The organism is Brevundimonas vancanneytii, assembly GCF_901421975.1.
Taxonomy (GTDB): Bacteria; Pseudomonadota; Alphaproteobacteria; order Caulobacterales; family Caulobacteraceae; genus Brevundimonas; species Brevundimonas diminuta.
In genome coordinates, this window is record NZ_LR588407.1 from 1,577,766 (window position 1) to 1,601,269 (window position 23,504).

The 23,504-nt window shown below is 66.2% G+C and carries 23 protein-coding genes; 5 read left to right on the forward strand and 18 right to left on the reverse strand.

Going from position 1 to position 23,504, the window contains the following annotated elements; all coding sequences use genetic code 11:
* Window positions 1-7: 7 nt before the first annotated feature.
* The 7 genes from hflX to dusB form a co-directional block, all read right to left on the reverse strand.
* Window positions 8-1,321, reverse strand: a complete 1,314-nt coding sequence (gene hflX, locus FGL25_RS07805; RefSeq protein WP_138141379.1) for a GTPase HflX — start codon at window positions 1,319-1,321, stop codon at window positions 8-10.
* A complete protein-coding gene (gene hfq / locus FGL25_RS07810) occupies window positions 1,322-1,567 on the reverse strand; it encodes an RNA chaperone Hfq (RefSeq protein ID WP_003164861.1) in 246 nt (81 codons plus the stop codon).
* 136 nt (window positions 1,568-1,703) lie between these two features.
* Entirely contained in the window at window positions 1,704-2,495 is a 792-nt protein-coding gene (locus tag FGL25_RS07815; RefSeq protein WP_138141380.1) for a class I SAM-dependent methyltransferase, read from the reverse strand.
* A gap of 9 nt (window positions 2,496-2,504) precedes the next feature.
* Complete coding sequence (locus FGL25_RS07820; RefSeq protein WP_138141381.1) at window positions 2,505-3,365, reverse strand: D-amino-acid transaminase; 861 nt, start codon at window positions 3,363-3,365, stop codon at window positions 2,505-2,507.
* Entirely contained in the window at window positions 3,365-4,771 is a 1,407-nt protein-coding gene (gene ntrX, locus FGL25_RS07825; RefSeq protein WP_003164859.1) for a nitrogen assimilation response regulator NtrX, read from the reverse strand. The genes FGL25_RS07820 and ntrX overlap by 1 nt, the downstream gene beginning before the upstream one ends.
* A gap of 10 nt (window positions 4,772-4,781) precedes the next feature.
* The gene (locus FGL25_RS07830; RefSeq protein WP_138141382.1) at window positions 4,782-7,034 is read right to left on the reverse strand and encodes a sensor histidine kinase NtrY-like; all 2,253 of its coding nucleotides are present in this window, start codon (window positions 7,032-7,034) and stop codon (window positions 4,782-4,784) included.
* Window positions 7,034-8,083 carry a tRNA dihydrouridine synthase DusB gene (dusB, locus tag FGL25_RS07835; protein ID WP_112999794.1) on the reverse strand — a complete coding sequence of 350 codons (1,050 nt, stop codon included), beginning with the start codon at window positions 8,081-8,083 and terminating at the stop codon, window positions 7,034-7,036. The genes FGL25_RS07830 and dusB overlap by 1 nt, the downstream gene beginning before the upstream one ends.
* 65 nt (window positions 8,084-8,148) lie before the next feature.
* Between dusB and FGL25_RS07840 the strand changes: the two genes are divergently transcribed.
* Window positions 8,149-9,291: a bifunctional 2-C-methyl-D-erythritol 4-phosphate cytidylyltransferase/2-C-methyl-D-erythritol 2,4-cyclodiphosphate synthase gene (locus FGL25_RS07840; protein ID WP_138141383.1), complete on the forward strand. Its 1,143-nt coding sequence runs from the start codon at window positions 8,149-8,151 to the stop codon at window positions 9,289-9,291.
* An 8-nt stretch (window positions 9,292-9,299) separates the two neighbouring features.
* Here the strand turns inward: FGL25_RS07840 and FGL25_RS07845 are convergent, their stop codons facing one another.
* Together FGL25_RS07845 and FGL25_RS07850 are read right to left on the reverse strand one after the other, a co-directional pair.
* Complete coding sequence (locus tag FGL25_RS07845) at window positions 9,300-10,601, reverse strand: ATP-binding protein (protein ID WP_252970086.1); 1,302 nt, start codon at window positions 10,599-10,601, stop codon at window positions 9,300-9,302.
* A complete protein-coding gene (locus FGL25_RS07850; RefSeq protein WP_003164854.1) occupies window positions 10,601-11,254 on the reverse strand; it encodes a response regulator in 654 nt (217 codons plus the stop codon). Before FGL25_RS07850 ends, FGL25_RS07845 begins: the two co-directional genes overlap by 1 nt.
* 62 nt (window positions 11,255-11,316) lie before the next feature.
* On the opposite strand from FGL25_RS07850, the gene dsbD reads away from it, so the two are divergent.
* The 4 genes from dsbD (at window position 11,317) to FGL25_RS07870 (ending at window position 15,727) form a co-directional block, all read left to right on the forward strand.
* Complete coding sequence (gene dsbD, locus FGL25_RS07855; protein WP_138141384.1) at window positions 11,317-13,269, forward strand: protein-disulfide reductase DsbD; 1,953 nt, start codon at window positions 11,317-11,319, stop codon at window positions 13,267-13,269.
* Window positions 13,266-14,090: a TlpA disulfide reductase family protein gene (locus FGL25_RS07860; RefSeq protein ID WP_138141385.1), complete on the forward strand. Its 825-nt coding sequence runs from the start codon at window positions 13,266-13,268 to the stop codon at window positions 14,088-14,090. Before dsbD ends, FGL25_RS07860 begins: the two co-directional genes overlap by 4 nt.
* 102 nt (window positions 14,091-14,192) lie before the next feature.
* A complete protein-coding gene (locus FGL25_RS07865) occupies window positions 14,193-14,873 on the forward strand; it encodes a DsbA family protein (RefSeq protein WP_138141386.1) in 681 nt (226 codons plus the stop codon).
* Window positions 14,874-14,929: 56 nt separating this feature from the next.
* Window positions 14,930-15,727 carry a lysophospholipid acyltransferase family protein gene (locus FGL25_RS07870; RefSeq protein WP_138141387.1) on the forward strand — a complete coding sequence of 266 codons (798 nt, stop codon included), beginning with the start codon at window positions 14,930-14,932 and terminating at the stop codon, window positions 15,725-15,727.
* Here FGL25_RS07870 and FGL25_RS07875 read toward each other — a convergent pair.
* From FGL25_RS07875 to sufB, 9 genes are read right to left on the reverse strand one after another with little or no spacing between them, the layout of a single operon-like run.
* Window positions 15,724-16,533 (reverse strand): MetQ/NlpA family ABC transporter substrate-binding protein, encoded by an 810-nt coding sequence (locus tag FGL25_RS07875; RefSeq protein ID WP_138141388.1) that lies wholly within the window; start codon window positions 16,531-16,533, stop codon window positions 15,724-15,726. The two genes, FGL25_RS07870 and FGL25_RS07875, sit on opposite strands and share 4 nt — an antisense overlap.
* A 19-nt stretch (window positions 16,534-16,552) precedes the next feature.
* On the reverse strand, window positions 16,553-17,209 hold the full coding sequence (locus FGL25_RS07880; RefSeq protein WP_003164848.1) for a methionine ABC transporter permease: 657 nt from the start codon (window positions 17,207-17,209) through the stop codon (window positions 16,553-16,555).
* A complete protein-coding gene (locus FGL25_RS07885) occupies window positions 17,209-18,198 on the reverse strand; it encodes a methionine ABC transporter ATP-binding protein (RefSeq protein WP_138141389.1) in 990 nt (329 codons plus the stop codon). The genes FGL25_RS07880 and FGL25_RS07885 overlap by 1 nt, the downstream gene beginning before the upstream one ends.
* A gap of 1 nt (window position 18,199) precedes the next feature.
* Window positions 18,200-18,601, reverse strand: coding sequence for a HesB/IscA family protein (locus FGL25_RS07890; RefSeq protein ID WP_040345340.1), 402 nt, complete (start codon window positions 18,599-18,601; stop codon window positions 18,200-18,202).
* Window positions 18,602-18,611: 10 nt separating this feature from the next.
* Complete coding sequence (locus FGL25_RS07895) at window positions 18,612-19,010, reverse strand: SUF system Fe-S cluster assembly protein (RefSeq protein WP_088411695.1); 399 nt, start codon at window positions 19,008-19,010, stop codon at window positions 18,612-18,614.
* Window positions 19,011-19,015: 5 nt separating this feature from the next.
* On the reverse strand, window positions 19,016-20,269 hold the full coding sequence (locus FGL25_RS07900; RefSeq protein WP_138141390.1) for an aminotransferase class V-fold PLP-dependent enzyme: 1,254 nt from the start codon (window positions 20,267-20,269) through the stop codon (window positions 19,016-19,018).
* Complete coding sequence (sufD, locus tag FGL25_RS07905; RefSeq protein WP_138141391.1) at window positions 20,248-21,270, reverse strand: Fe-S cluster assembly protein SufD; 1,023 nt, start codon at window positions 21,268-21,270, stop codon at window positions 20,248-20,250. The genes FGL25_RS07900 and sufD overlap by 22 nt, the downstream gene beginning before the upstream one ends.
* Entirely contained in the window at window positions 21,267-22,016 is a 750-nt protein-coding gene (gene sufC, locus FGL25_RS07910; RefSeq protein ID WP_046653971.1) for a Fe-S cluster assembly ATPase SufC, read from the reverse strand. The genes sufD and sufC overlap by 4 nt, the downstream gene beginning before the upstream one ends.
* A gap of 21 nt (window positions 22,017-22,037) precedes the next feature.
* Window positions 22,038-23,504, reverse strand: a complete 1,467-nt coding sequence (gene sufB / locus FGL25_RS07915; protein ID WP_046653969.1) for a Fe-S cluster assembly protein SufB — start codon at window positions 23,502-23,504, stop codon at window positions 22,038-22,040.

A 23,504-nucleotide genomic window follows, 5' to 3' on the forward strand; every position in this document is an offset into this window, starting at 1 on the left:
GACAGGATCAGTCGATCACGTCCGGATACAGCCGTTCGAGCCGCCCCAGCGCGGCGGGATGGAGGCGAACCGTCAGGTGGACCCGGCCCTCATTATCCGTCTCGCGCCCCGTCACCCGGCCGTTGGCGTAGAGCCAGGCCAGCAGGTCGCCGCGATGCGGCTCGACCGTCAGATGCGTCTCAGGATCATCGTCGATCAGGCCCGCGATGATCTCGCGCAGGGTCTCGATCCCCTCGCCGGTCCAGGCGGAGACGGCCACGGCCTGTCCTTCGCGCGCCAGGCGTTCGGCCTGGCCGACCACAGCTTCGCGGGTTTCGGGCTCCAGCAGGTCGATCTTGTTCCAGACTTCGAGGATGCGGCGCGTCTTGCCCTCGGGCGTCGGAATCTGCTCCAGCACCGCCTCGACGTCCTTGGCCTGGGCGGTGCTGTCGGGCGAGGCGATGTCGCGCACATGCAGGATCAGATCGGCCTCGCCGACCTCTTCAAGCGTGGCGCGGAAACTCTCGACCAGTTCGTGCGGCAGGTCCGAGACGAAGCCCACGGTGTCGGCGATGATGGCCGGGCGTCCCTGCGGCAGGCGGATGGTGCGCTGGGTCGTGTCCAGGGTCGCGAACAGCAGATCCTTGGCCATCACCTCGGCCCCGGTCAGCCGGTTGAACAGCGTCGACTTGCCAGCATTGGTGTAGCCGACCAGGGCGACCGACGGGAATGGAACCTGTTTGCGCGCCTTGCGGTGCAGGCCGCGCGTACGACGCACCTCTTCCAGTTCGGCCTTCAGGCGAACGATGCGGTCGGCGATCATCCGCCTGTCCAGCTCGATCTGGGTTTCGCCGGGACCGCCCGTGCCGCCCGTGCCGCCACGCTGGCGCTCCAGGTGGGTCCAGGTGCGAACCAGGCGAGAGCGTTCGTATTCCAGCCGCGCCAGTTCGACCTGCAGGCGCCCTTCCCGGGTGCGGGCGCGGCGGCCGAAGATCTCCAGGATCAGACCGGTGCGGTCGATGACCTTGATGTCCCAGAAACGTTCCAGGTTGCGTTGCTGCACCGGCGTCAGCTGATCGTCGACGACGACCGCTTCAGCGTCGGCGGCCAGGATCAGGGCTGAAATCTCTTCCAGCTTGCCCCGCCCGATCAGGGTGGCGGGCGTGACGGAGCGCAGACGCACGATCTCCTGCGCCCGCACGTCGAGGTCCAGCGCCTGGGCCAGGCCCACGGCCTCTTCCAGGCGTTCGGTCGCGTGGCGCGCATTGTCGCCGCGGCGGTCAGGGTGAATGACGACGGCCCGGATCAGCGGGACGGCGTGGTCAATGAGTTTGGAGGTCAATCAGTCTTCTTCGGCGTCGGGCTCGTACAACTGCACGGGCGCGGACGGCATGATGGTCGAGATGGCGTGCTTGTAGACCAGCTGCGATTGGCCATCGCGACGCAGCAGCACACAGAAGTTATCGAACCAGGTGACGATGCCCTGAAGCTTGACGCCGTTCACCAGGAAGATGGTCAGCGGGGTCTTCGTCTTGCGGACGCTGTTCAGGAAGGTGTCCTGGAGGTTCTGTCGTTTGTCTTGCGACATGGCAGGTTGATCCTGTTCTTGGTTATTCGCGCCGCAGGGCGACGCAGGCCGGTACGACCTGAAAGACCTTAAACGCGGCTCTAGCGCGGCCGCAACAGCAGAAGACGGTTTTGCCCAAATCGTTTGAGTTCCGGGTTCACGCCGGCGCTCTACGCCCATAGAGGGTGGCGCCGTGGAAACCGCCATGGTCCGTGTGGGTCAGCTCGAAATCCACCACTCCGGCCGAAAATAGAATGGCCGCGATCACCGTCAGGTCATAGTCGAACATCACCATCTCGCCCTTGGGCAGGGCGTTCAAGGCGGCGTCGTTGGCGATGACCGGCAGCCCCTCGACCATGAGCACCCGCCCGCCAGGCGCGGCTGCCAGGGCCGGATCTCGATACAAGGCGAACTGTAGAGTGACGAAACCGCCTGGAGCCAGGCGCTTCATCAGTTCCCTCAACAAGGCGTAGCCGCGCTCAGGAGGGATATGCTGGAAAACGATGACCGACAGAACCCAGTCGAATAGGCGATCCGGCATCTCGTGGCCGAACGCCGCTCCGACGACCGGAGTGCGCCGGGCCTCGGCCAACATGGATTCAGAGATGTCGACGCCAAAGGCGTCGCCCGTGGCGGCGGCGAGCGCTCGCGTCACTCGACCGACGCCACAACCAAAATCAAGCGCGGAGGCGGGCGCAAAATCAGGATAGCGCCGACGAAAATGCTCCATCAGGCTTCGAACGTCGCCTTCCCCTGTTTGGAAAAACTCAGTTCGCGCCTCTTCGGTGAGGTTTTCGGTCTTGAAACGCGGATCAGCCAGCACGCCGAAATAGGGGTTGGTCCGTCCGATCTCCTCCCAATCCGCATCGGTATCGCGCGGACTAACATGCGCATCGACCTCAGCCCCGGTCTCGATCCTAGCTCTACGCGAGAACAAGCTCTTAAACATGCTCAACCACTAGACGGCGTCGCGCCGCGCCTGCTCCAGATAGATCTCGCGCAGCCGGGTCGCCACCGGGCCGGGCTTGCCGTCGCCGATGCGGGTTCCGTCCAGCGATGTGATCGGCATGACGAAGGAGCTGGCGGCCGTGACGAAGACCTCGCGCGCGCGCTTGGCCTCCTCAACGCTGAAGGCGCGCTCTTCCAGCTCAATCCCCTCGGCCTCGACCAGCTTCAGGATCGCCGCGCGGGTGATGCCGCGCAGGATGTTGGCCTGGGTGTCGCGGGTCCGCAGCTTGCCGTTCTCATCGATGATCCAGGCGTTGGTCGAGGAGCCCTCGGTCACCATGCCCATTTCATCGAACAGAATGGCCTCATAGGCGCCGCGCTCGCGCGCCGCCTGCTTGGCCAGGGCGTTAGGAAGCAAGCCCACAGTTTTGATGTCGCAACGGCCCCAGCGCATGTCCGGATGCGTGACGCCGGCTGCGCCCTTGGCGGCCAGAGCCTCGCCCTTCTTCAGGTCGATCGATTTGGCGGTGATGATGACGCTGGGCGCCACGTCCTTGGGGAAGGCGTGGTCGCGCGGCGCGGTGCCGCGCGTGATCTGGATGTAGACGATGCCGTTGCGCACCCGGTTCCGGCGGATCGTCTCACGCAGCACGATGCCCAGAGCCTCGGCCGACATGGGAATGTCGATCCGCAGTTCAGTCAGGCTGCGGGCCAAGCGGCTCAGATGGCCCTGATAGTCAGCCAGCTTGCCGTCGAAGACCGACCAGACCTCATAGACGCCGTCGGCGAACTGAAACCCGCGATCCTCGATATGGACCACGGCCTGACCATGCGGCTGATAGATGCCGTTTACATAGGCGACCCTGGACATCAGGCGCCCTCTCCTTCTTCGTCTCCGCCGCGTGCGGGCGACACGCCCAGCGACTTAAGCTTGCGATGCAACGCAGATCTTTCCATGCCGATGAAGGCGGCCGTACGCGAGATATTTCCGCCGAATCGCATGATCTGAGCCGACAGATACTCCCGCTCGAACACTTCGCGCGCCTCACGCAACGGCAGGGCGATGATGCGGTCGGCGCCCAAGGATGTCGGGCTGGCGGACGACGCCACCTCCTGCGGCAACATGTCCGCCGTGATCGGCTCGTCCGGACCGCCGGTCGCCAGGATCAGCAGGCGTTCGATGTTGTTGCGCAACTGGCGCACATTGCCCGGCCAGGGATGGACCTGAAGCACAGCCAGGGCGTCGTCGGCGATCCGCCGATGCGGCAACCCTTGTGAGGCCGAAAGACTCTCCACGAAATACTCTACCAACTCGGCGATATCCTCGCGACGCTCCGACAGCGGCGGCACCCGGATCGGCACCACGTTCAGGCGGTGGAAGAGATCTTCGCGGAAGCGCCCCTCGCCGATCTCGATGCGCAGATCGCGCGAGGTCGAGCTGATGACCCGCACATCGACCTGAACGTCCTGTTCGCCGCCGACCCGACGGAAGCGTTGCTCGACCAGGACGCGCAGGATGCGACTCTGACTTTCGCGCGGCATGTCAGCGACGTCATCCAGGAACAGGGTGCCGTTATGAGCTTGCTCGAAAACGCCGATCTTGCGCGGCCGACCATCGACGCCTTCCTCCCCGAACAGTTCGACATCCAGGCGTTCGGGCGCCATCCCGGCGGCGGAAATGGCGACGAACTCGGCTTTAGCGCGCGGGCTCGCCTCATGAATTTGGCGCGCCGCCAGTTCCTTGCCGGAACCCGGCGGCCCTGAGATCAGGATGCGGCTGTTGGCCGGCGCGACCTTGGAAATGGTGCTGCGCAGAGTCTGAGCGGCGACGGACTTGCCGATCAATCCGCTGGGCGTCAGCGTCTGGGCGCGCAGGCGTCGGTTTTCACGCTTCAGGGCGGCCGCCTCCAGGGCACGCTCCACCACCACGACCAGCCGGTCGGACTTGAACGGCTTTTCGATGAAGTCATAGGCGCCGCGCTTCAGGGCGCTGACGGCGGTTTCGATGTTGCCGTGGCCCGAGATCATGACGACCGGCAGGTCTTGATCCAGCTCGCGCACGACATCGAGCAGTTCCAGCCCGTCCAGGCCGCCGCCCTGCATCCAGATGTCGAGCACCGCCAGGGACGGCTTGCGCGCCCGGATGGCGGCCAGCGCCTCGTCCGAATTGGCCGCCGTGCGGACCGAATGGCCCTCGTCCTCAAGCAGGCCCGAGACCAGTTCGCGGATGTCCGCTTCGTCGTCAACGACCAGAATATCAGCACCAGTATTACGCATGACGCCTCGCTTAACTCGCCACGCTCGCCGCGCCGGAAGCGCGATGAGCGGACTTATGGTTCTGGGTCAGTGGGAAGATCAGGCATACGCGCGCGCCCGATAGTGTTTCTGCGTCGGCCAGCCGCAACTCGCCGCCGTGGTCCTCGCAGATGCGCTTGACGATGGCCAAGCCCAGGCCTGTGCCCTTCTCACGCGTGGTGACATAGGGCTCAGTCAGCCGGTCGCGATCCTTGGCCGGCAGGCCGACGCCGTCGTCCTCTATGGTGAAGACGGCGCGCTCATCCTCAATGTCGAGCCTGGCGATGATGCCCAGCGCCTCTTCAGTGACGGGATCGCGCGCCCGCTTGGCGCCGACGGCCTCGCCCGCATTCTTCAGGATATTGGCCAGGGCCTGCCCCACCATGCGGCCGTCGCATTGCAGTACGACGCTGGGCAGCGGCTCCACCAGATCCACTCCGATATCAGGCACGGCCACACGCTGGGCGAACACCGCCTCTCGCAGCATTTCAGCCGGGTTCTCCATCGAGAAGCGTGGGGCGGGCATACGGGCGAAGGAAGAGAACTCGTCCACCATTCGACCGATGTCGCCCACCTGACGAATGATGGTCTCAGTGCAGCGATCGAACACCTCGACGTCATCGCCCACGCGTTCGCGATAGCGGCGACGCAGGCGTTCGGCCGACAACTGGATCGGCGTCAGAGGGTTCTTGATCTCATGGGCTATGCGGCGCGCCACGTCGCGCCAGGCAGCGTTGCGCTGAGCCGTGACCAGACGGGTGATGTCGTCGAAGGTCAGCACCATCTCGCCGCCCTGCCCGCCCTCGATGCGGACCCGCAAACGCAGGGCCTCGCCGTCGCGGCTGACGTCGATGTCTTCTTCGATATGGGCCTCGCCACGCTCGGACAGTTCGCCCAGTTCCGGCGCCACATCGGCCAGACGAAGGCCCTGCACCTGTTCCGGGTCGAGACCCAGCAACTGACTGGCGCTGTCGTTGATTGCCGAGATGCGACGCATCCGGTCCAGACCGATCACGCCCGCGCTAACGCCTGACAGAACGGTTTCGATGAACAAACTGCGTCCCTGCGCCTCGTCCGAGGCTGTCTTCAATGCGGCCTGCTGCGTCTTGATGTCCTCGGTCATCCGATTGAAGGCCTCGGACAGGACGATGATCTCGGACGGCGCTCCGGCGTTGTCGACCCGCGCGTCCAGGTCACCGCCCGCCACCTGGTCCGCCGCCTTCACCAGCCTCCCGATCGGCGCCGAGATCGAACTGGCCGCCGACATCGCCAACCAGACTGCGCCCACCAGCACCAGCAGGGCCGTTTCCAGATAGCTGAGCGCAAAGGCCGCCTGGATGCGCGCACGGCTTTCCTCGGCGGCGCGATAGGCGGTAATGGATTCCTCGCCGTTGCGCATGCGCTGGATCAGGCCCGGCGCCAGCGGTCTCACGACATACAGATAGGCGTGGCCGTAATCCGGCAAGGGATATAGCGCCCGAACCATGTCGGGGTTTTCCGTCACTGTCGTCGGGGCCACCTCGCCGCCGGCCACGGTTTCGAAAGCCTCACGCGGCGGCGCGACATAGGGCGGCGCGCCCGGCTGTTCGCCGCTGGCGAGAACGCGTCCCTCGTCATCCAGAATGTAGAGCGCCGGATAGCCGAAGAAATCGCCGATCTGAGACAGGGCGCGCGAGAACTGGATCCGATTGTCGAACAGGTCGCGCACTCCGCCCAATTCAGTCGCCATCGTCTCCAGATCGACCTCCAGCCCGGCGCCTACGTCGGCGACATAGGCGCGGCCGATCTCGGCTCCATTCTCGACCGCCGAACGGACATTGGTGCTGAACCACTGATCCACCCCTCGGTTGACCAACAGGCCGAACACCAGGGCGATCAGCACGGCCGGTACGACCGAGACGAGCGAGAAAAGGGTGACGAAGCGCAGGTGCAGACGCGCGCCCGGATCATTCCGATTTCGGGTCAGGCGCAGAACCCGCCCGCCGATCACCGCCGCCAGGCCCGCGATCAGGATCAGATTGGCCAGAAGAATGAACAGCACGACCTGGCTGGCCGCCGTGCGCGCATCGCCGCCCGCCGTAGCGCCCGGCGCGATCGCCACCAGCCAGATGGCGGCGGCGGTGATCAGAAAGGCGATGGCGTAGGCCGTTCCGAACAGGGCCCGGGCGCGACCATCGGCGAGACGGCCCCAGAACGAGCGTTCTGGGGTCTGTGGCTCAACCGTGGAAACGGGCGTGTCCGACATCAGGCCACAGCTTCGAACACCTGTGTCCTGTTTTCAACATCGAAGTTGCTCAAATGCGTCACGCCTAGCCATAAGTCGGTCAGGGCAGTCTCGACCTCTTCGGGGGTCTCCAGGCGACATAGGCGGGCCTTGGCGGCGCGGCGTTCCAGCGGATCGGCAGGCCAGGGTGCCTGTTCGATGTACCAGCCCAGGTGTTTGCGGAACATTTTCAGCCCCAGCGGCAGGCCATAGAAGGCGGCGGACGCCCGCAGATGCTCGATGACGATGGCCAAACGCTCTTCGCGATCCGGTTCCTGAAGCTGAGTCCCGCCGATCAGAGCGCGCTCCAGATGCGCCGCCAACCAAGGCCGTCCATAGACCCCACGCCCCAGCATCAGAGCGTCGGCGCCTGAACGATCCAGCGCCTCACGCGCCTGTTCCGCCGTGATGATGTCGCCGTTGACGATGACCGGGATGGCGACCACTTGCTTGACCTCGGCCACGGCGTCCCAGTCGGCGACGCCGGTGTAGAACTGCTTGCGCGTGCGGCCGTGCACCGTGACGGCGGCGACGCCCAGAGTCTCGGCCCGGCGCGCCAGATCGGCGGCGTTGTGGCTGTTCTCGTCCCAGCCCAGCCGCATCTTGACGCTGACCGGGCGGCTGACGGCGCCGACGACCGCCTCCATGATCCGCGCGGCTTGATCCGGCGTGCGCATCAGGGCCGAGCCGCAGGCGGCGCCGGTGACTTCCTTGGCCGGACAGCCGAAATTCAGGTCGATGAGGTCGGCGCCCGCCGCCTCGGCCATGCGCGCGCCTTCGGCCATGGCGACCGGATCGCCGCCGACCAGCTGAATCACGGTCAGGGGCAGGCCCCCGCCCACGGCGGCGCGACGCACAACGTCGGGACGGGCCCGCGCCAGTTCGGCCGCGGCCACCATCTCCGTCGCCACATAGGCGGCGCCGAGCTTTGACGCCAGCACACGGAACGGCAGGTCCGTGATCCCGGTCATGGGCGCCATCAGCACCCGCCCTGCGATCTTCACATCGCCAATCTGCAACCCGGTCGTCATGAGGCTCCTTAGCGCCGAAGAAGGCCCCTCTCGTCAAGCGGAACCGGGACGCCTAGAAGACCGGCATGGGATTCTCAGCGATCGTGGTGGCCGCCGGTTCAGGCTCCAGAGCGGGCGGCGGCAAACAGTGGCGCATCGTCGCCGGCAAGCCCGTCGTGCGCTGGCCGGTCGAGGCCTTGCTGGAGGCGGGCGCGCGCGAAGTCGTCGTCGTGATCGCCGCTGACGCTGCATCGGAACTTCAGTCCGCCCTTGCGGGCCTGACCGGGTGGCGGGCCGTCACGGGCGGCGACACGCGGGCCGAATCCGTCTGCGCAGGCCTGTCAGCCCTGACCGGCGCCGATGAAGAGCCGGTGCTGATCCACGACGCCGCCCGTCCCTTTTTGAGCCCTGAGGTGATCGCGGGCCTTCTGGCCGGTTTGGAAAGCGCCGACGGGGCCCTGCCCGCCCTGCCTGTCGCGGACAGCCTGCGCCGAGGCGATCAGGACATGGTCGTCGGCGCCGTCGATCGCGAGAACCTGTGGCGCGCGCAGACCCCGCAGGCCTTCCGCCTGAAGACCATCCGCGACGCCTATGCCGTCTGGCCCGCCGATGAAGCCGCCACCGACGAGGCCGCCGTGGTCGAGCGCGCGGGCGGCCGTGTCCGACTGATCCCGGGCGATCCGCGCCTGATGAAACTGACCTATCCAGAGGATTTCGCCATGGCCGAGGCCCTGTCCGCCACCCGCACCGTCACCCGCATCGGTCAGGGCTATGACGTCCACCGCTGGGGGCCGGGCACCTCCGCCTGGCTGTGCGGGGTCGAGATTCCGCACGACCAGACTCTGATCGGCCATTCGGACGCCGATGCGGGCCTGCACGCCCTGACCGACGCCATTCTGGGCGCCATCGCCGACGGCGACATCGGCGACCACTTCCCGCCCAGCGACCCCAAGTGGAAGGGCGCCTCGTCTGATCGCTTTCTGGTCTACGCCGCGGAGCGTGTGGCCCTGCGCGGCGGCCGCATCGTCAATGTCGATGTGACCCTGATCTGCGAGCAGCCCAAGGTGAAGCCGCATCGCCTGGCCATGCGCGAGCGGCTGGCGGACCTGCTGAAACTGCCGCTGGACGCCGTGAGCGTGAAGGCGACCACCAGCGAGGAAATGGGCTTCGTCGGACGCAATGAAGGCCTGGCGGCGCAGGCCGTGGCTGCAATCGAAATGCCCGCCTGAACCTTCGATCAGGCCGGCCGGATCGGCAGGCCGTGCAGTTCGACCCGCAAGCCGCCCAGCGCCGAGGGCGTAAAGCGCACAGCCCCGCCATGCGCCTTCATCGTCGACAGGACGATGGATAGGCCCAGACCGCTGCCGCCGACCGGCGCATCGGAGGTGCGGAAGAAGCGGCGGCCCAGGCGCTCCAGATCGGCCGTTGAAACGCCGGGACCGTCGTCCTCGACCACCAGAATGGCGTCGTTCCCCTGACCTTCGACCGCGACACGGATACGGCTGCTGGCCATGGCTTGAGCATTGGCCAGCAGATTGGCGGCCGCCGTCTCGAAACGATCCGGCTGAACGTAAATCCGGAAGGCCTGATCTAGGACTTCCAAACGCGCATCCGCGTCATTGGCGAACAGGGCGCGCAGGTCGATCCAGCGCCTATCGTCGGCTTCGATAGCCGCCTCGTCTTCACGCGCCAACGCCAGAAGCCCCGTCACAAGGCGCGCAGTGCGGTCGACCGAGGTCTGTATCTGCTCCAGCGCGTGTTTGCGCACGCCCTCATCCGTCGCATTGGCCGCGATCTGCGCTTGAACCCGCAGGCCCGCCAGCGGCGTCCGCAGTTCATGAGCTGCGGCGGCGGTGAACTCGGTCTCTCGGCGACGCGCTTCGCTGACGCGGGCGATCAGGTCGTTCAGCGCCGAGACGAAAGGCTGCAAGTCCTTGCCGCCCGGCGCTACATCAACCGGCGTCAGGTCGTCCGCTCGACGACTGGCGAGCGCCTGGGTCATCTGCTGAATAGGCCGCAGACCCGCCCCCACCGACCACCAGATCAGAACGCCAAGCGCCAGCAGGCCCAGAACAGCCGGCCCCAGCAGGCCGGTGACGACGCTGCCCACCAGATGTTCACGGACCGCGAGATTGTCGCCGACCATGACACGATAGCCGCCTTCGGGCACATGGACGGTGTAGACGCGCCAACGCTCGCCATTGATGACGCGTTCGGAGAATCCATCCGCGCCGCTGGCCAACATGGCGGATGGCGCGCTTCGCGACCGTGCGATCAACTCGCCCTGCATCGACCATATCTGGCAGGCCAGTTGCTGGTCATAAGCCGCCAGACGGCCGCCCCGTTCTTCATTGACGACAGGCGACAGGCTGCCCGGCTGCATCATGGACGACACCATCCGGGCCGACTCCATCAGACGTCGGTCCAGCACGCGCTGCACCTCATTGCGTGTCTGAACTTCGACCCAGACGACCGCCCCGCCCCAGACCAAGGCGGTCACCAGCGCCAGAATGGCGAACAGCCGCGTTCGGATGGACATCATTGGAGCTTGTACCCCAGACCGCGCACCGTGCGGATGAAGTCGGCGCCCAGCTTGGCGCGCAGGTGATGGATGTGGACCTCGACGGCGTTGGAGCCGATATCCTCCTGCCAACCGTAGAGGCGTTCCTCCAACTGGCTGCGCGACAGCACCTGCGACGGGCGCTCCATCAGGGCTTCAAGGATGGCGAACTCGCGCCGCGACAAGTGCAGGTCGCCCTCGCCCCGCCAGGCCAGACGCGACTTCGGGTCCAGCGTCACCCCCTCGTGCGACAGCGCCGGTTGCGAACGCCCCAACAGACGGCGACGGACCGCCCTTAGGCGCGCCGCCAGTTCATCCAGATCGAACGGCTTGCCCACATAGTCGTCGGCCCCGGCGTCCAGCCCCGCGATGCGATCGCGGCTATCGTCGCGCGCTGAAAGGATCACCACGCCGACGTCCATGTCTCGGCGCCGTACGAAGCGCAGGATCTCCAGGCCGTCGCCATCCGGCAGGCCCAGATCCAGCACGACCGCGTCAAAGGTCGAGCTTTCGAGCGCAGCCAGAGCGTCCTCGACCCTGGCGACCGGCTCGACGGTCCAGCCGCAGGCCCCAAGGCCGACACGCAATCCGTCGGCCAGAACCGGATCGTCTTCTACAGTGAGCAATCTCATTAGCTATTGATGCGAACCTCGGCTTAAGCCTGACTTAAGCTCATTCTCCGACCCAAACAGGTATGAAGATCATTTTCTCGCGCCTCCTGGCGACCCTGGCCGTCCTCATGCTGTCAGCTCCGGCGCCGAGCCTGGCCCAGGGGCTAGGTCAGAGCTTCGGCCAGCCTCTGCTTTCCCCTGAAGAGGCGTTCACCCTTCAGATTTCGCGTGAAGTCGACGGCGACCTGATCTTCGCCTGGAAGATCGCGCCGGGGCACTATCTCTACAAGGACCATACGGCCGCCACGGCGCCGGACGGCAAGACTGCGCTTCCCCTTCGCCTTCGAGCCGGAGAAAAGAAGGACGACCCCGGATTCGGCGTCGTCGACATCTGGCGCGATGCTGGGCGCGCGGTTCTGTCGGCGGACGCGCTGAAGCGCGCGAACGATCCCGCGTCGATCAACATCACCTACCAGGGGTGCCTGGAAAACTCGATCTGTTATCCGCCGACCACGCGAACGGTCGACGTCCCCGCTCTGCCGAGCGCCCGCATCGCCTCGCGCGAGGCCGAAGCCGCAACGGCCCAGGCCGCAGCCGTACTCGCCTTGCAGAAGACACCGGCGGCTCAGACGACCGACGCCGCAGAAAGCGCCGAAGCGGAACCTGTGCTCATCGATTCATCTGAGCCGGATGTCGTCCTCTCCGCTGCCGCCATCCAGTTGCAACAGGATCAGGGCTTCGTTGACCGGCTGTCGCGCCAGGGAGGAACGGTCTGGGTGCTGCTGGCCTTTTTCGGCTTCGGCGTGTTGCTGGCGTTCACGCCCTGCGTCTTTCCCATGTACCCCATCCTGGCGGGCGTCATCGGACGGGGCGTGGACGGGCAAGGCACCCGGCGCGGCCTGCTGCTGTCGGTCGCCTATGTCCTGGGTCTGGCTGTGGCTTTCGGCCTGCTGGGCGTCGCCGCCGCCTGGTCGGGTCAGAACCTGCAGATGGTGTTGCAATCGCCCTGGGCCGTAGGCGGCCTGGCCGTCGTTTTCACAGTCCTCGCAGTTTCCATGTTCGGCGCCTTCGAGCTTCAACTGCCCTCAGCCTGGACGAGCCGCCTGTCGCGCGACACCGGGACGGGACGGCGTTCCGTGGTCTCGGCGTCTGGGCTAGGCTTCCTGTCGGCGCTTATCGCCGGCCCCTGCGTCACCGCTCCCTTGGCTGGAGCCCTGCTCTATATCGCCCAGACTGGGGATGTGCTTCTCGGCGCCGCCGCCCTGTTCTTTCTGGGGCTGGGCAAGGGCGTGCCGCTGATCGTCTTCGGAGCCGCGGGCGCGCGCTTCCTGCCCAAGGCCGGAGCGTGGATGAACCGCGTGAAGATCGTTTTCGGCTTCATCTTCCTGGGCATGGCCTGGTGGCTGGCCAGCCGCATCCTGCCGCCAGTCGCGACCCTATCTCTGGGCGCAGCCCTATGCTTCGCGGCCGCCGCCGCCCTGGGCCTGTTCCGCCCGGCGGCGTCGGGCGTCCTGAACAGCGTCGCTCGCGCGGCCGGCCTGATCGCCGCCGTCTGGGGCGTACTGCTGTTGATAGGCGTCAGCCTCGACGCCGTCAGTCCCTGGCGGCCCCTGGCCCCGCTGGCTCGCCCCGCGCTCGCGGCCGACGGCGTCTCTTCTCTCACAGCCGCTCCGGCGGTCGTGGTTGCCGACAATGCTGCGCTTGAGACCGCCGTCGCCCAAGCCTCCGCTAAGTCTCGCCCCGCTCTGGTCTATTTCACCGCGGAATGGTGCGTCAGTTGCCGCGTCATGGAGCGCGAGGTTTTCCAGAACGATGAAGTCCTCGCCGAACTCGGCGCTGTCGACCTGATCAAGGTCGATGTGACCCAGAGCACGCCCGAAGTACGCGAGTTGCTCGACCGATATGGCGTCGTCGGGCCGCCGACCATGATCTTCCTGTCCAGAACCTCAAAGGAAGCCGCCGAAAGCCGCCTGATCGGCGAGGCCTCGGCCCGCGCCGTCCTGACCTCGCTGGAACGTGCAGGAGCCGCCGAATGAACAGCCTGTCGCTCGGCCCCCTGGTCCTGTCCGGCGAGCGTTTCGCCATCATCGCCGGCGTCATCGTCTTCATGATCGGCTCCAGCATCCTGGTCAGCCGGATCAGCGGCCGCTTCAACCTGTGGAGCACGGTCGTCGCAATCGGCGGCGTCGCCGTCGCCCGCCTGGCCCATGTCATTGCCCACTGGGAGTACTTCAGCGGCGATCCCATGCGCGCCTTCGCCGTGTGGCAGGACGGATTCGCCTGGTTGTGGGTTCTGCCCTTCGTCGCGCTGGCCACCTTCCTGCTTCTGAAGACCCGGCAGGAACGCGCTTGGGCCATCGCCCCTGTGGCGGCGGCTGCGCTGGTCTGGGTCACGACGCATCAACTGGCTTCGGCCACCGAGCCCTTGCCTCCCGCCGAACTGACCCTGGTCCAGTTGGAAGGCCCGCCGATCGATCTGGCCCAGTCCGTCAATCAGCCCACCGTCATCAACATCTGGACGACCTGGTGCCCGCCGTGCCGCCGAGAGATGCCAACCCTGGCGCAAGCCGAGCAGTCTCACCCCGGCATCCGTTTCCTGTTCATCAATCAGGGCGAGAGCCGGGAGACGGTCGGCGAATACCTGGCGCGCGAGGGCCTATCCCTACGGCACGTCCTGTTCGACACCGGCATGGCCCTGCCGCGCCACTACCGGACGGTCGGCATTCCGGTGACGCTCTTCCTTCATGCGGACGGCACGCTGGCGAAGGCGCACATGGGCGAGATCGCGCCCGAACAGGTCGCCGCCGAGATCGCCCGCCTGAACAAGGCGTCGCCCGCCGCCTTAAGCGTGACTTAAGCGGACGCCTCGACCAAGAAGCATCAACCGTCGCCCTGGCGCGGTCCCTCCCCGACCTGATCGTGCATCCGCGCGTCGAACGAAGCAGGAAAGCTTGACCCGATGAAGAACCCCGCCCTCGCAGTGAAGCTCGCCGTCGCCCTGACCCTGGCCGCGTGCGGTCCGGCCGACGCTGGCAATGCTCCGGCGACCGTCGCCGCGGCTGGGACGTCGGGCGCTCAGGATCTACCCATGGTGGCGGAAGTCGGCTTCAGCGACCTGCTGCGCGATCCGGCGACGCCGTTCATCGGCGCCGAGAACGCAGACATCATCATCATCGGCTTCATGGACTACAACTGCCCCTACTGCAAAATGATGATCCCAGAGTTGGAAGGCCTGATGAAGGCCGATCCCAAGGTGCGCATCCTCTACAAGGAATGGCCCATCTTCGGCGCCGTGTCCGAGAACGTGGCCCGTCTGGCGATGGCCGCCAACTACCAGGGCAAGTACCATGAGGTGCACAAGGCCTTCATGGGCGCCAAGGGGCGTATCGAGACCGACCAGCAGGCGCGCAGCCTCGCACGCGCGGCCGGGGTCGACATGAACGAGCTGGATCGCGACCTGGCCACGCACCGCGAAGAGATCGACGCGGTGATCCTGCGCAATACGCGCGAAGCCTCGGCGTTGGCCCTGAGCGGAACCCCCGCCTTCATCATCAACGGCAACCTGATCCCCGGCGGCATGCCTCAGGCGCAACTGGAAGCCGTCATCGCCCGTATCCGCGCGGGTCAACCGCTGCGCTGATCCTCCAGGCTTCACTTTACGCTCGCCTCTGAACGGCAGGCTGGCATAGTCGCCCAATGCGAAGCCTGCTGTTCAACATCGCCTATTGGGCGCTTTCCATCACCTACGGTCTGGCCGCAGCCTTTGCAGCCCTGGCGCCGGGCCGCAAGGCTACAAGCTGGATCATCCGCCGCTATGTCCGGCGCATGGTGCAGGCCATGAGCCTGTTCGCGGGCATCCGCATCGAGACGCGCGGCAAGGAACGAATCCCGACCGGCGCCTTCATCATCGCCTCCAAGCACCAGAGCTGGGGCGACGGCTTCGCCACCTATGATCAGTTCGACGACGTGGCCTTCGTCACCGGCGACCATCTGGAGAAGTTCCCCCTGTTGGGAACCGTGCTGAGGAAGCTGGGCGCCATCGTCGTCAACAACTGCGGCGGCCACGCCGCCCGCGCCGCGCTCAAGGAACGCGCCGCCGACGCCAATCGCGAGGGGCGCAAAATCCTGATCTATCCGGAAGGGAATCTGGCCAAGGTCGGCGAGAAGTACCGTTACCGCTCGGGCGTCTGGCACATGTATCGCGACTTCGACATGCCGGTCGTGCCGCTGGCGACCAACCTGGGCCTGTTCTGGCCGCTGGAAGAGTACCGGAAGAACCCCGGCACGGCGACGCTGGAATTCCTCGAACCGATCCCGACCGGATTGCCCAAGGCCGAGTTCCTGGAACGGCTGGAAGCCGCCGTGGAAGGCAAGACGGCGGAACTGATCGCCGAGGCGACGGGTCAGCCGGTCACGCCCGCCATTCTTGTCTCCACCCCGGACGAGGCCGCCAAGGCCGCCGCCGCGGCCGAGGCGGTCAACGCCGCAGCCTAGGCCGCCGGAATCACAGCGCCTTCATACTTCGAAGCGATGAAGTCCTTGATCGCCTGACCGCGCAGGGCCTTGGCCAGGGCCTGGATGCGCGGGTCGTTCTGATTGTCCGGGCGGGCGACCAGATAGTTCACATAGGGGCTGTCGGCGCCTTCCAGTTGAAGCGCGTCGGTCTTGGGCTTCAGCCCGGCGTCGAGGGCGTAGTTAGTGTTGATCACCGCGCCGTCCACCTGGGGCAGGATCCGCGGGATGGTCGCGGCCTCAACCTCCTGGAACTTCAGCCCCTTGGGATTGGTCGCGATGTCGCGCACCGTTTGCAGCGGGTTTTGCGGATCCGCCAAGGTGATCAGGCCCGCCGCCTGCAGCAGCAGCAGGGCGCGACCGGTGTTCGACGCATCGTTGGGCAGAACCACCTGGGCGCCGTTCGGCAGATCGGCCAGCGCCTTGTGCTTGCGCGAATACAGGCCCAGCGGCTCGACGTGGATCCCGACCACAGTGACCAAGCTCGTGCCGCGCGCCGTGTTGAACTCGTCCAGATAGGGCTTGGTCTGGAAGTAGTTCACATCCAGCCGCTTTTCAGCCAGTTGCACGTTCGGCTGAACGTAGTCATTGAAGACCTTGATCTCGATCGGCACGCCCTCGGCGGCCAGGATCGGCTTCACCTGCTCGAGGATTTCGGCATGCGGCACGGCGGTGGCGCCGACCAGCAGGGGCGCGCCCTCGGCCCCCGCCTTCTTGTCCGCGCCCTGGCTGCAGGCGGCGAGCGTCAGGACAGCGGCGGCGGACAGCAGCAGCGAACGGCGGATCATAGGGCAGGCTTTCGTAAAATCAGCGGTGCGAGACCTTAGCGACCAGACGGTCGCCGATCATCTGCAGAATTTGTACGAGGATCAGCAGCAGAACTACGGTCACGGCCATGACGTCGGTCTGGAACCGCTGATAGCCGAAGCGGATGGCCAGGTCGCCCAGACCGCCCGCCCCCACTACGCCCGCCATGGCGGTGTAGCTGACCAGGGCGATGGCGGTGACGGTCGCGCCGGCGATGATGCCTGGCATGGCCTCGGGCAACAGAGCGCGCGTCACGATCTGGAAAGTCGAGCCGCCCATGGCCTGGGTCGCCTCGACCACGCCCTTGTCCACCTCGCGTAGGGCCGTCTCGACCAGGCGCGCATAGAAGGGCGCGGCACCAACGACCAGCGGCGGAATGGCGCCCGCCACGCCCAGCGAGGTGCCGACCAGCAGCACCGTCACCGGCAGCATGACGATCAGCAGGATGATGAAGGGCACCGAACGCAGCACATTGACCACAAAGGACAGCAAGGCGTTCAGCACCGGATTGGCCGCCAGCCGCCCCTTGCCCGACAGATACAGCAGCACGCCCAGCGGCACGCCCAGGATCACCGTCAACACCATCGACCCGCCCAGCATCAGCAGGGTGTCGATCGTCGCCTTGCCGATATCGGCCCAGTCCACATTGGCGAACATCAGACCGCCTCCACCACGACGCCGCGCGCGGCCAGTTGCGCCAGAGCCGCCTCGGCGTCGCCGCCAGTAAAGGCGACCGTCATTTGACCGTAGGGCTCGCCCCGGATGCGGCTGATCCGGCCCGACAGGATTGAGTAATCCACGCCCGCCGTGCGTGCGACGCGGCTCAGTTCCGGCTCATAGGTCGACGGGCCACGGAAGGTCAGACGAGCCATGCGCGCCCCGGCGGGCGCGACCGAGGCGTCGACCGCCTCCTCGCCCTCGGCCAGCATGGCGCGGGTCACGGCATGTTGGGGGTGCAGGAAGACGTCGGCCGTCGCGCCCTGCTCCACGATCCGGCCGTCCTTCAGCACCGCCACCCGATCGCAGACGCGGCGCACCACCTCCATCTGATGGGTGATCAGGACGATGGTCAGACCGAGATCGCGGTTCAGCCCGTCCAGCAGGGTCAGGATGTCTTCGGTCGTCTCGGGGTCGAGGGCGCTGGTCGCTTCGTCGCACAGCAGGACGCTAGGCCCGCAGGCCAGGGCGCGGGCGATGCCGACGCGCTGCTTCTGGCCGCCCGACAACTGGGACGGGTGCTTCTTGGCATGATCGGCCAGCCCCAGCTGGGCCAGAAGCTCCCTCACCCGCGCCTTCACCTCAGCCTCAGGCCGCCCTTCCAGCCGCAAGGGGAAGGCGACGTTGTCCTCGATCGTCTTGGCGTTCAGCAGATTGAAGTGCTGGAAGATCATGCCGATGCCGCGCCGCGCGGCGCGCAGTTCGGCGGCGTTCAGGGCGGTAATTTCCTGCCCATCAACGAAGACCTTGCCCGCATCAGGCGTCTCCAGCCGGTTGATGGCGCGGATCAGGGTAGACTTGCCCGCCCCCGAACGGCCCACCACGCCGAACACCTCGCCGCGCGCGACATGCAGATCGACGGCGTCCAGCGCCGTGCGGTCGCCCGCCGCGCTGCGATAGCGCCGGGTCACCCCCTCCAATCGGATCATGTCAGTCGGCGTCCAGAGCAGCGGCGGGGATGATGGTGACGCTCTCGCCGCAACCGCAGGCGTCCGTCTCGTTCGGATTGCGGAAGACGAACTTCGAGGCCAGCTTCGTCACCTCATAGTCGATTTCGGTGCCGATCAGGAACAGGACGGCCTTGGGCTCGATCAGGATGGTGACGCCCTTGTCCTCGACCACCTCGTCCAGCGGCAGGGCTTCTTCCGCATAGGCGAAGGTGTATTCCTGCCCGGCGCAGCCGCTGTTCTTCACGCCGACGCGCAGGCCGACGTAATCCTTCTCGGCGTTGTCCATGATTTCGCGCACGCGCGCGGCGGCGGCGTCCGTCAGGGTCACCGCCTTGGGCCGGGGCCGCCGGGGCCGGGTCGTCGCAGTCTGAAGTTCGGTCATCAGGGCCTCCTCAGAACATGTTCAGGGCCAGCTTGGCCTCGTCGCTCATCTTGGAGGAGTCCCACGGCGGATCGAACACCAGGTTGGCCTTGGCGCTGCGCACGCCCTCGACCTTGGCCACCGCCGTCTCGACCCAGCCGGGCATCTCGCCCGCCACGGGGCAGCCCGGCGCTGTCAGCGTCATCTCGACCAGCACGTCCCGGTCGTCAGACACGTCGACCTTGTAGATCAGGCCCAGTTCATAGATGTCGACCGGGATTTCCGGGTCGTACACCGTCTTCAGCGCCTCGATCAGGTCGTCCGTCAGCTTGTCCAGCTCAGCCTGAGACAGGGCGCTCTTCTGAGGCTCATCCCAGCTGGCGGCGAAGGCGTCGCTGTCGCTGATCGCGTTGTCGGTCTTGGCGTCCATACTCGTCACACGAAGAAGTTCCGCGCCTTGATCAGCGCGTCCACGAAGGCGTCTGTATCCTCCATGGTGTTATATAGGGCGAAGGAAGCGCGCGCGCTTGCGCTGACGCCCAGTCTTTTCGCCAGCGGCTCGGCGCAGTGCAGTCCGGCGCGGACGGCGACGCCGTAACGGTCCATGATCTGGGCCACGTCGTGGGCGTGGGCGCCCTCGACGGTGAAGGTCAGGATCGCGCCCTTCCCTTCCGCCTCGCCCAGAATCCGCAGCCAGTTGTGCCCCCGCAGGCGCTCGACGGCATGGTGATACAGGGCCATTTCATGCGCCTGAATCGCCGCCGGATCATATTGCGACAGCCACTCGACCGCCGCGCCCATGCCGATGGCTTCCAAGATCGGCGGCGTGCCCGCTTCGAAACGGTGCGGCGGCTTGGCGTAGGTCACGCCTTCATTCTCGACCGTGACGATCATCTCACCGCCGCCCTGATACGGCGGCAGTGCCTCCAGCGCCTCAGTCGAGCCGTACAGGACGCCGATGCCGGTCGGCGCGAACAGCTTGTGCCCGGTCAGAACATAGTAGTCGCAGCCGATGGCCTGAACATCCGGCGCCGCGTGGACCGCGCCCTGGCAGCCGTCGACCAGCACCCGCGCCCCGACCGCATGGGCAAGACGGGTGATCTCGGCGACCGGATTGATGGTGCCCAGCACGTTCGACATGTGGGTGACGGCGACCAGCTTCGTCTTCGGCCCCAGCAGGGCGGCGAAGGCTTCCATGTCCAGCGAACCGTCGTCCTTGATCGGCGCCCATTTCAGCACCGCCCCGCGCCGTTCGCGCAGGAAGTGCCACGGCACGATGTTGGAGTGGTGCTCCATCTCGGTGACAATGATCTCATCGCCCGGCTGGATCGACAGGCCGACGCCGTTGGCGACCAGATTGATCGCCTCGGTCCCCCCCTTGGTCCAGACGATGTTGTCGGCCGACGGCGCATTCAGAAAGCGGGCGACGATCTCGCGCGCACGCTCATAGGCCTCCGTCGCCTCGTTCGACAGGGTGTGCAGACCCCGGTGGACGTTGGCGTAGCTGCCCGTCATCGACGCGACCAAGGCGTCGATGACGGCGCGCGGCTTCTGCGCCGAGGCGGCGGTGTCCAGATAGATCAGCGGCTTTCCATTCACCTGTCGCGACAGGATCGGGAACTGCGCGCGTGCGGCATAGGGGTCGAACCCCGTCACGGAAGCGTTGGTCACAGGCGAGCCGTCAGCCATTCCCGCACCACCTCTCTGGCGCCTTCGTGCTCGATCCGGTCGACGATCTCGATCAGGAAGGCGTGGGTCAACAGGGCGCGGGCTTCATCAGCCGAAATGCCGCGCTGCTGCATGTAGAATAGGGCGCTTTCGTCCAGCGTCCCGACGGTCGCGCCGTGGGCGCACTGCACCTCGTCGGCGTAGATGATCAGTTCGGGCTTCACGTCGATCTCGCCGCGATCCGAAGCGATCAGGCCGTGGTGGCCCATCCGTGCGTCGGTGTCGTCGGCGCCCTTTTGAACCAGGATCTTGCCCTGGAAAACGCCGCGCGCCTCGTCGCGGACCACGCCCTTGATCAGTTGGCTGGTCGTGCCGTTGGCCGCGACGTGGTCGATCACCGAGGTCTGATCCGAATGGCGCGCGCCGTTCAGCAGATAGAGGCCGTCCACGCGCGCGTCAGCGCCTTCCGCTCCGTGGCGCAGGCGGGTCTCAAGACGTTGCAGCTTGGCGCCGGTGGCGACGATGGTCTGACGATAGCGCCCGCCCGCCTCCAGCCGCACCTCGGCCTCGGCCACAGAAATGGCGTCGGCGGGCTCGTCGGTCAGGACGATCCGGATAACTTCGGCGTCGGCGGCGACGTCGATCTCGACCTTGTTGTGGGCGACATAGGCCGAGCCCTTGCCCTCATGCGTCTCCAACAGCAGCAGGCGCGCGCCGGGACGGGCGACGATGCGCGCCGCCGCCGTATGGCCCGTGCCGGTCGCATCCGAAATGAAGCGCAGGCGCAGCGCCTGCTCGCCCGAGGCTATGTAATCCTTCACCCCGACCGGGCGGCCGTTGGCGAAGACGACCGCGTCGCCGCCCAGATCATAGAACGGCCCCGGCGCGCCCACGACGGCGGTGCCGGACGGTTCAGGCGCTTCACGAAGAAGGCGCTTCAGATCACTGTATTTCCATTCCTCAACCCGCCGCGAGGGGAAGGTCGCGGCGTCGGTCAGATCTAGCCGGGCCAGCGCCTTCATGCCGCCTCCGGCAGGAACTTGTCGTAGCCTTCCGCCTCCAGCTCATGCGCCAGTTCCGGCCCGCCCGAGGCGACGATGCGGCCGCCCGCCAGAACGTGCACGCGGTCCGGTTTGATGTAGTCCAGCAGGCGCTGATAGTGGGTGATCACCAGCATCGACCGTTCCTGGCTGCGCATGGCGTTCACGCCGTCGGCGACGATGCGCAGGGCGTCGATGTCGAGGCCGGAGTCCGTCTCGTCCAGGATCAGCAGCGACGGCTCCAGCAGGGCCATCTGCAGGATCTCCATCCGCTTCTTCTCACCGCCGGAGAAGCCGACGTTCAGCGGCCGCTTCAGCATGTCGAAGTCCATCTTCAGCGACTGCGACGCCGCCTTGACCAGCTTCAGGAAGGCCGGGGCCGAAACCTCTTCCTCGCCGCGCGCGCGCTTCTGGGCGTTCAGCGCCGTGCGGATGAAGGTCATAGCCGGAACGCCGGGAATCTCGATCGGATACTGGAACGACAGGAACAGACCCGCCGCCGCGCGCTCGGCCGGTTCGATGTCCAGCAGATCCACGCCGTTCCACGAGGCGGAACCATCCGTCACCTCATAACCGGGACGGCCCGACAGGCTGTAGCCCAGCGTCGACTTGCCCGCCCCGTTCGGCCCCATGACTGCATGAACTTCGCCCGCAGGCACGTCCAGCGTCAGCCCCTTGAGGATCGGCTTGTCGGCGACGGAGACGTGCAGGTTATTGATCTTAAGCATTGTTTTTCTTCTTCAACTCACTCAGCCGACCGAGCCTTCGAGGCTGATCGCCACCAGCTTCTGGGCCTCGACGGCGAACTCCATCGGCAGTTCCTGCAGGACGTCGCGGACGAAGCCGTTGACCAGCAGGGCCACGGCCTCCTCTTCCGACAGACCGCGCTGCTGGGCGTAGAAGAGCTGGTCCTCGGACAGGCGGGTCGTGGTCGCTTCGTGCTCAAGCTGGGCCGAGCCGTTGCGGACCTCGATATAGGGAATGGTGTGGGCGCCGCACTCCTTGCCGATCAGCAAGCTGTCGCACTGGGTGAAGTTGCGCACGCCGGTCGCCTTCGGGTGGATCGACACCAGGCCCCGATAGGTCGAGTCCGACTTACCGGCAGACACCGTCTTGGCGATGATGCGGCTGCGGCTGTTCTTGCCCAGGTGCAGCATCTTGGTGCCGGTGTCGGCCTGCTGATGGCCGTTGGTGATGGCGATGGAATAGAACTCGCCCGAGCTTTCTTCGCCCTTGAGAATGCAGGATGGGTATTTCCAGGTGACGGCCGAGCCGGTCTCGACCTGGGTCCAGCTGACCTTGGAGCGGTCGCCGCGGCAGTCGGCGCGCTTGGTCACGAAATTGTAGATGCCGCCCTTGCCCTCGGCGTCGCCGGGGTACCAGTTCTGAACCGTCGAGTATTTCACCTCGGCGTCGTCCAGGGCGATGATCTCCACGACCGCCGCGTGCAACTGGTTCTCGTCGCGCATCGGCGCGGTGCAGCCTTCCAGATAGGAGACGTAGGAACCCTTGTCGGCGATGATCAGGGTCCGCTCGAACTGGCCGGTCTGGCTGGCGTTGATGCGGAAATAGGTCGACAGCTCCATCGGACAGCGCACGCCCGGCGGGATGTAGACGAAGCTGCCGTCCGAAAAGACCGCGCTGTTCAGCGCCGCGAAATAATTGTCGCTGACCGGCACGACGGTGCCGAGGTACTGACGCACCAGATCAGGATATTCACGCAAGGCTTCGGAAATCGGCATGAAAATCACGCCCGCCTTGGCCAGCTCCTCCTTGAAGGTGGTGACGACCGAGACGCTGTCGAACACGGCGTCGACCGCCACCTTGGGCGCGCCCTGGACGCCGGCCAGAACCTCCTGCTCCTTCAGCGGAATGCCCAGCTTGGCGTAAACCTCCAGCAGCTCGGGATCGACCTCGTCCAGCGACTTCGGCCCCTCCTTCTTCACCGGCGCGGCGTAGTAGTAGAGATCCTGATAGTCGACGGGATCGTATTTCACCGCCGCCCAGGTCGGCTCTTCCATCGCCAGCCAGCGCTCATAGGCGGCCAGACGCCATTCCAGCATCCACTCCGGCTCGCCCTTCTTTTCAGAGATGAAGCGGATGATGTCGGGGTTCAGGCCCTTGGGGGCGAACTCTTGCTCGACGTCAGTGGTGAAGCCGTACTTGTATCGCTCCAGCTCCGCGACCGTATCGATTGTTTCCTGAACGATAGCCAT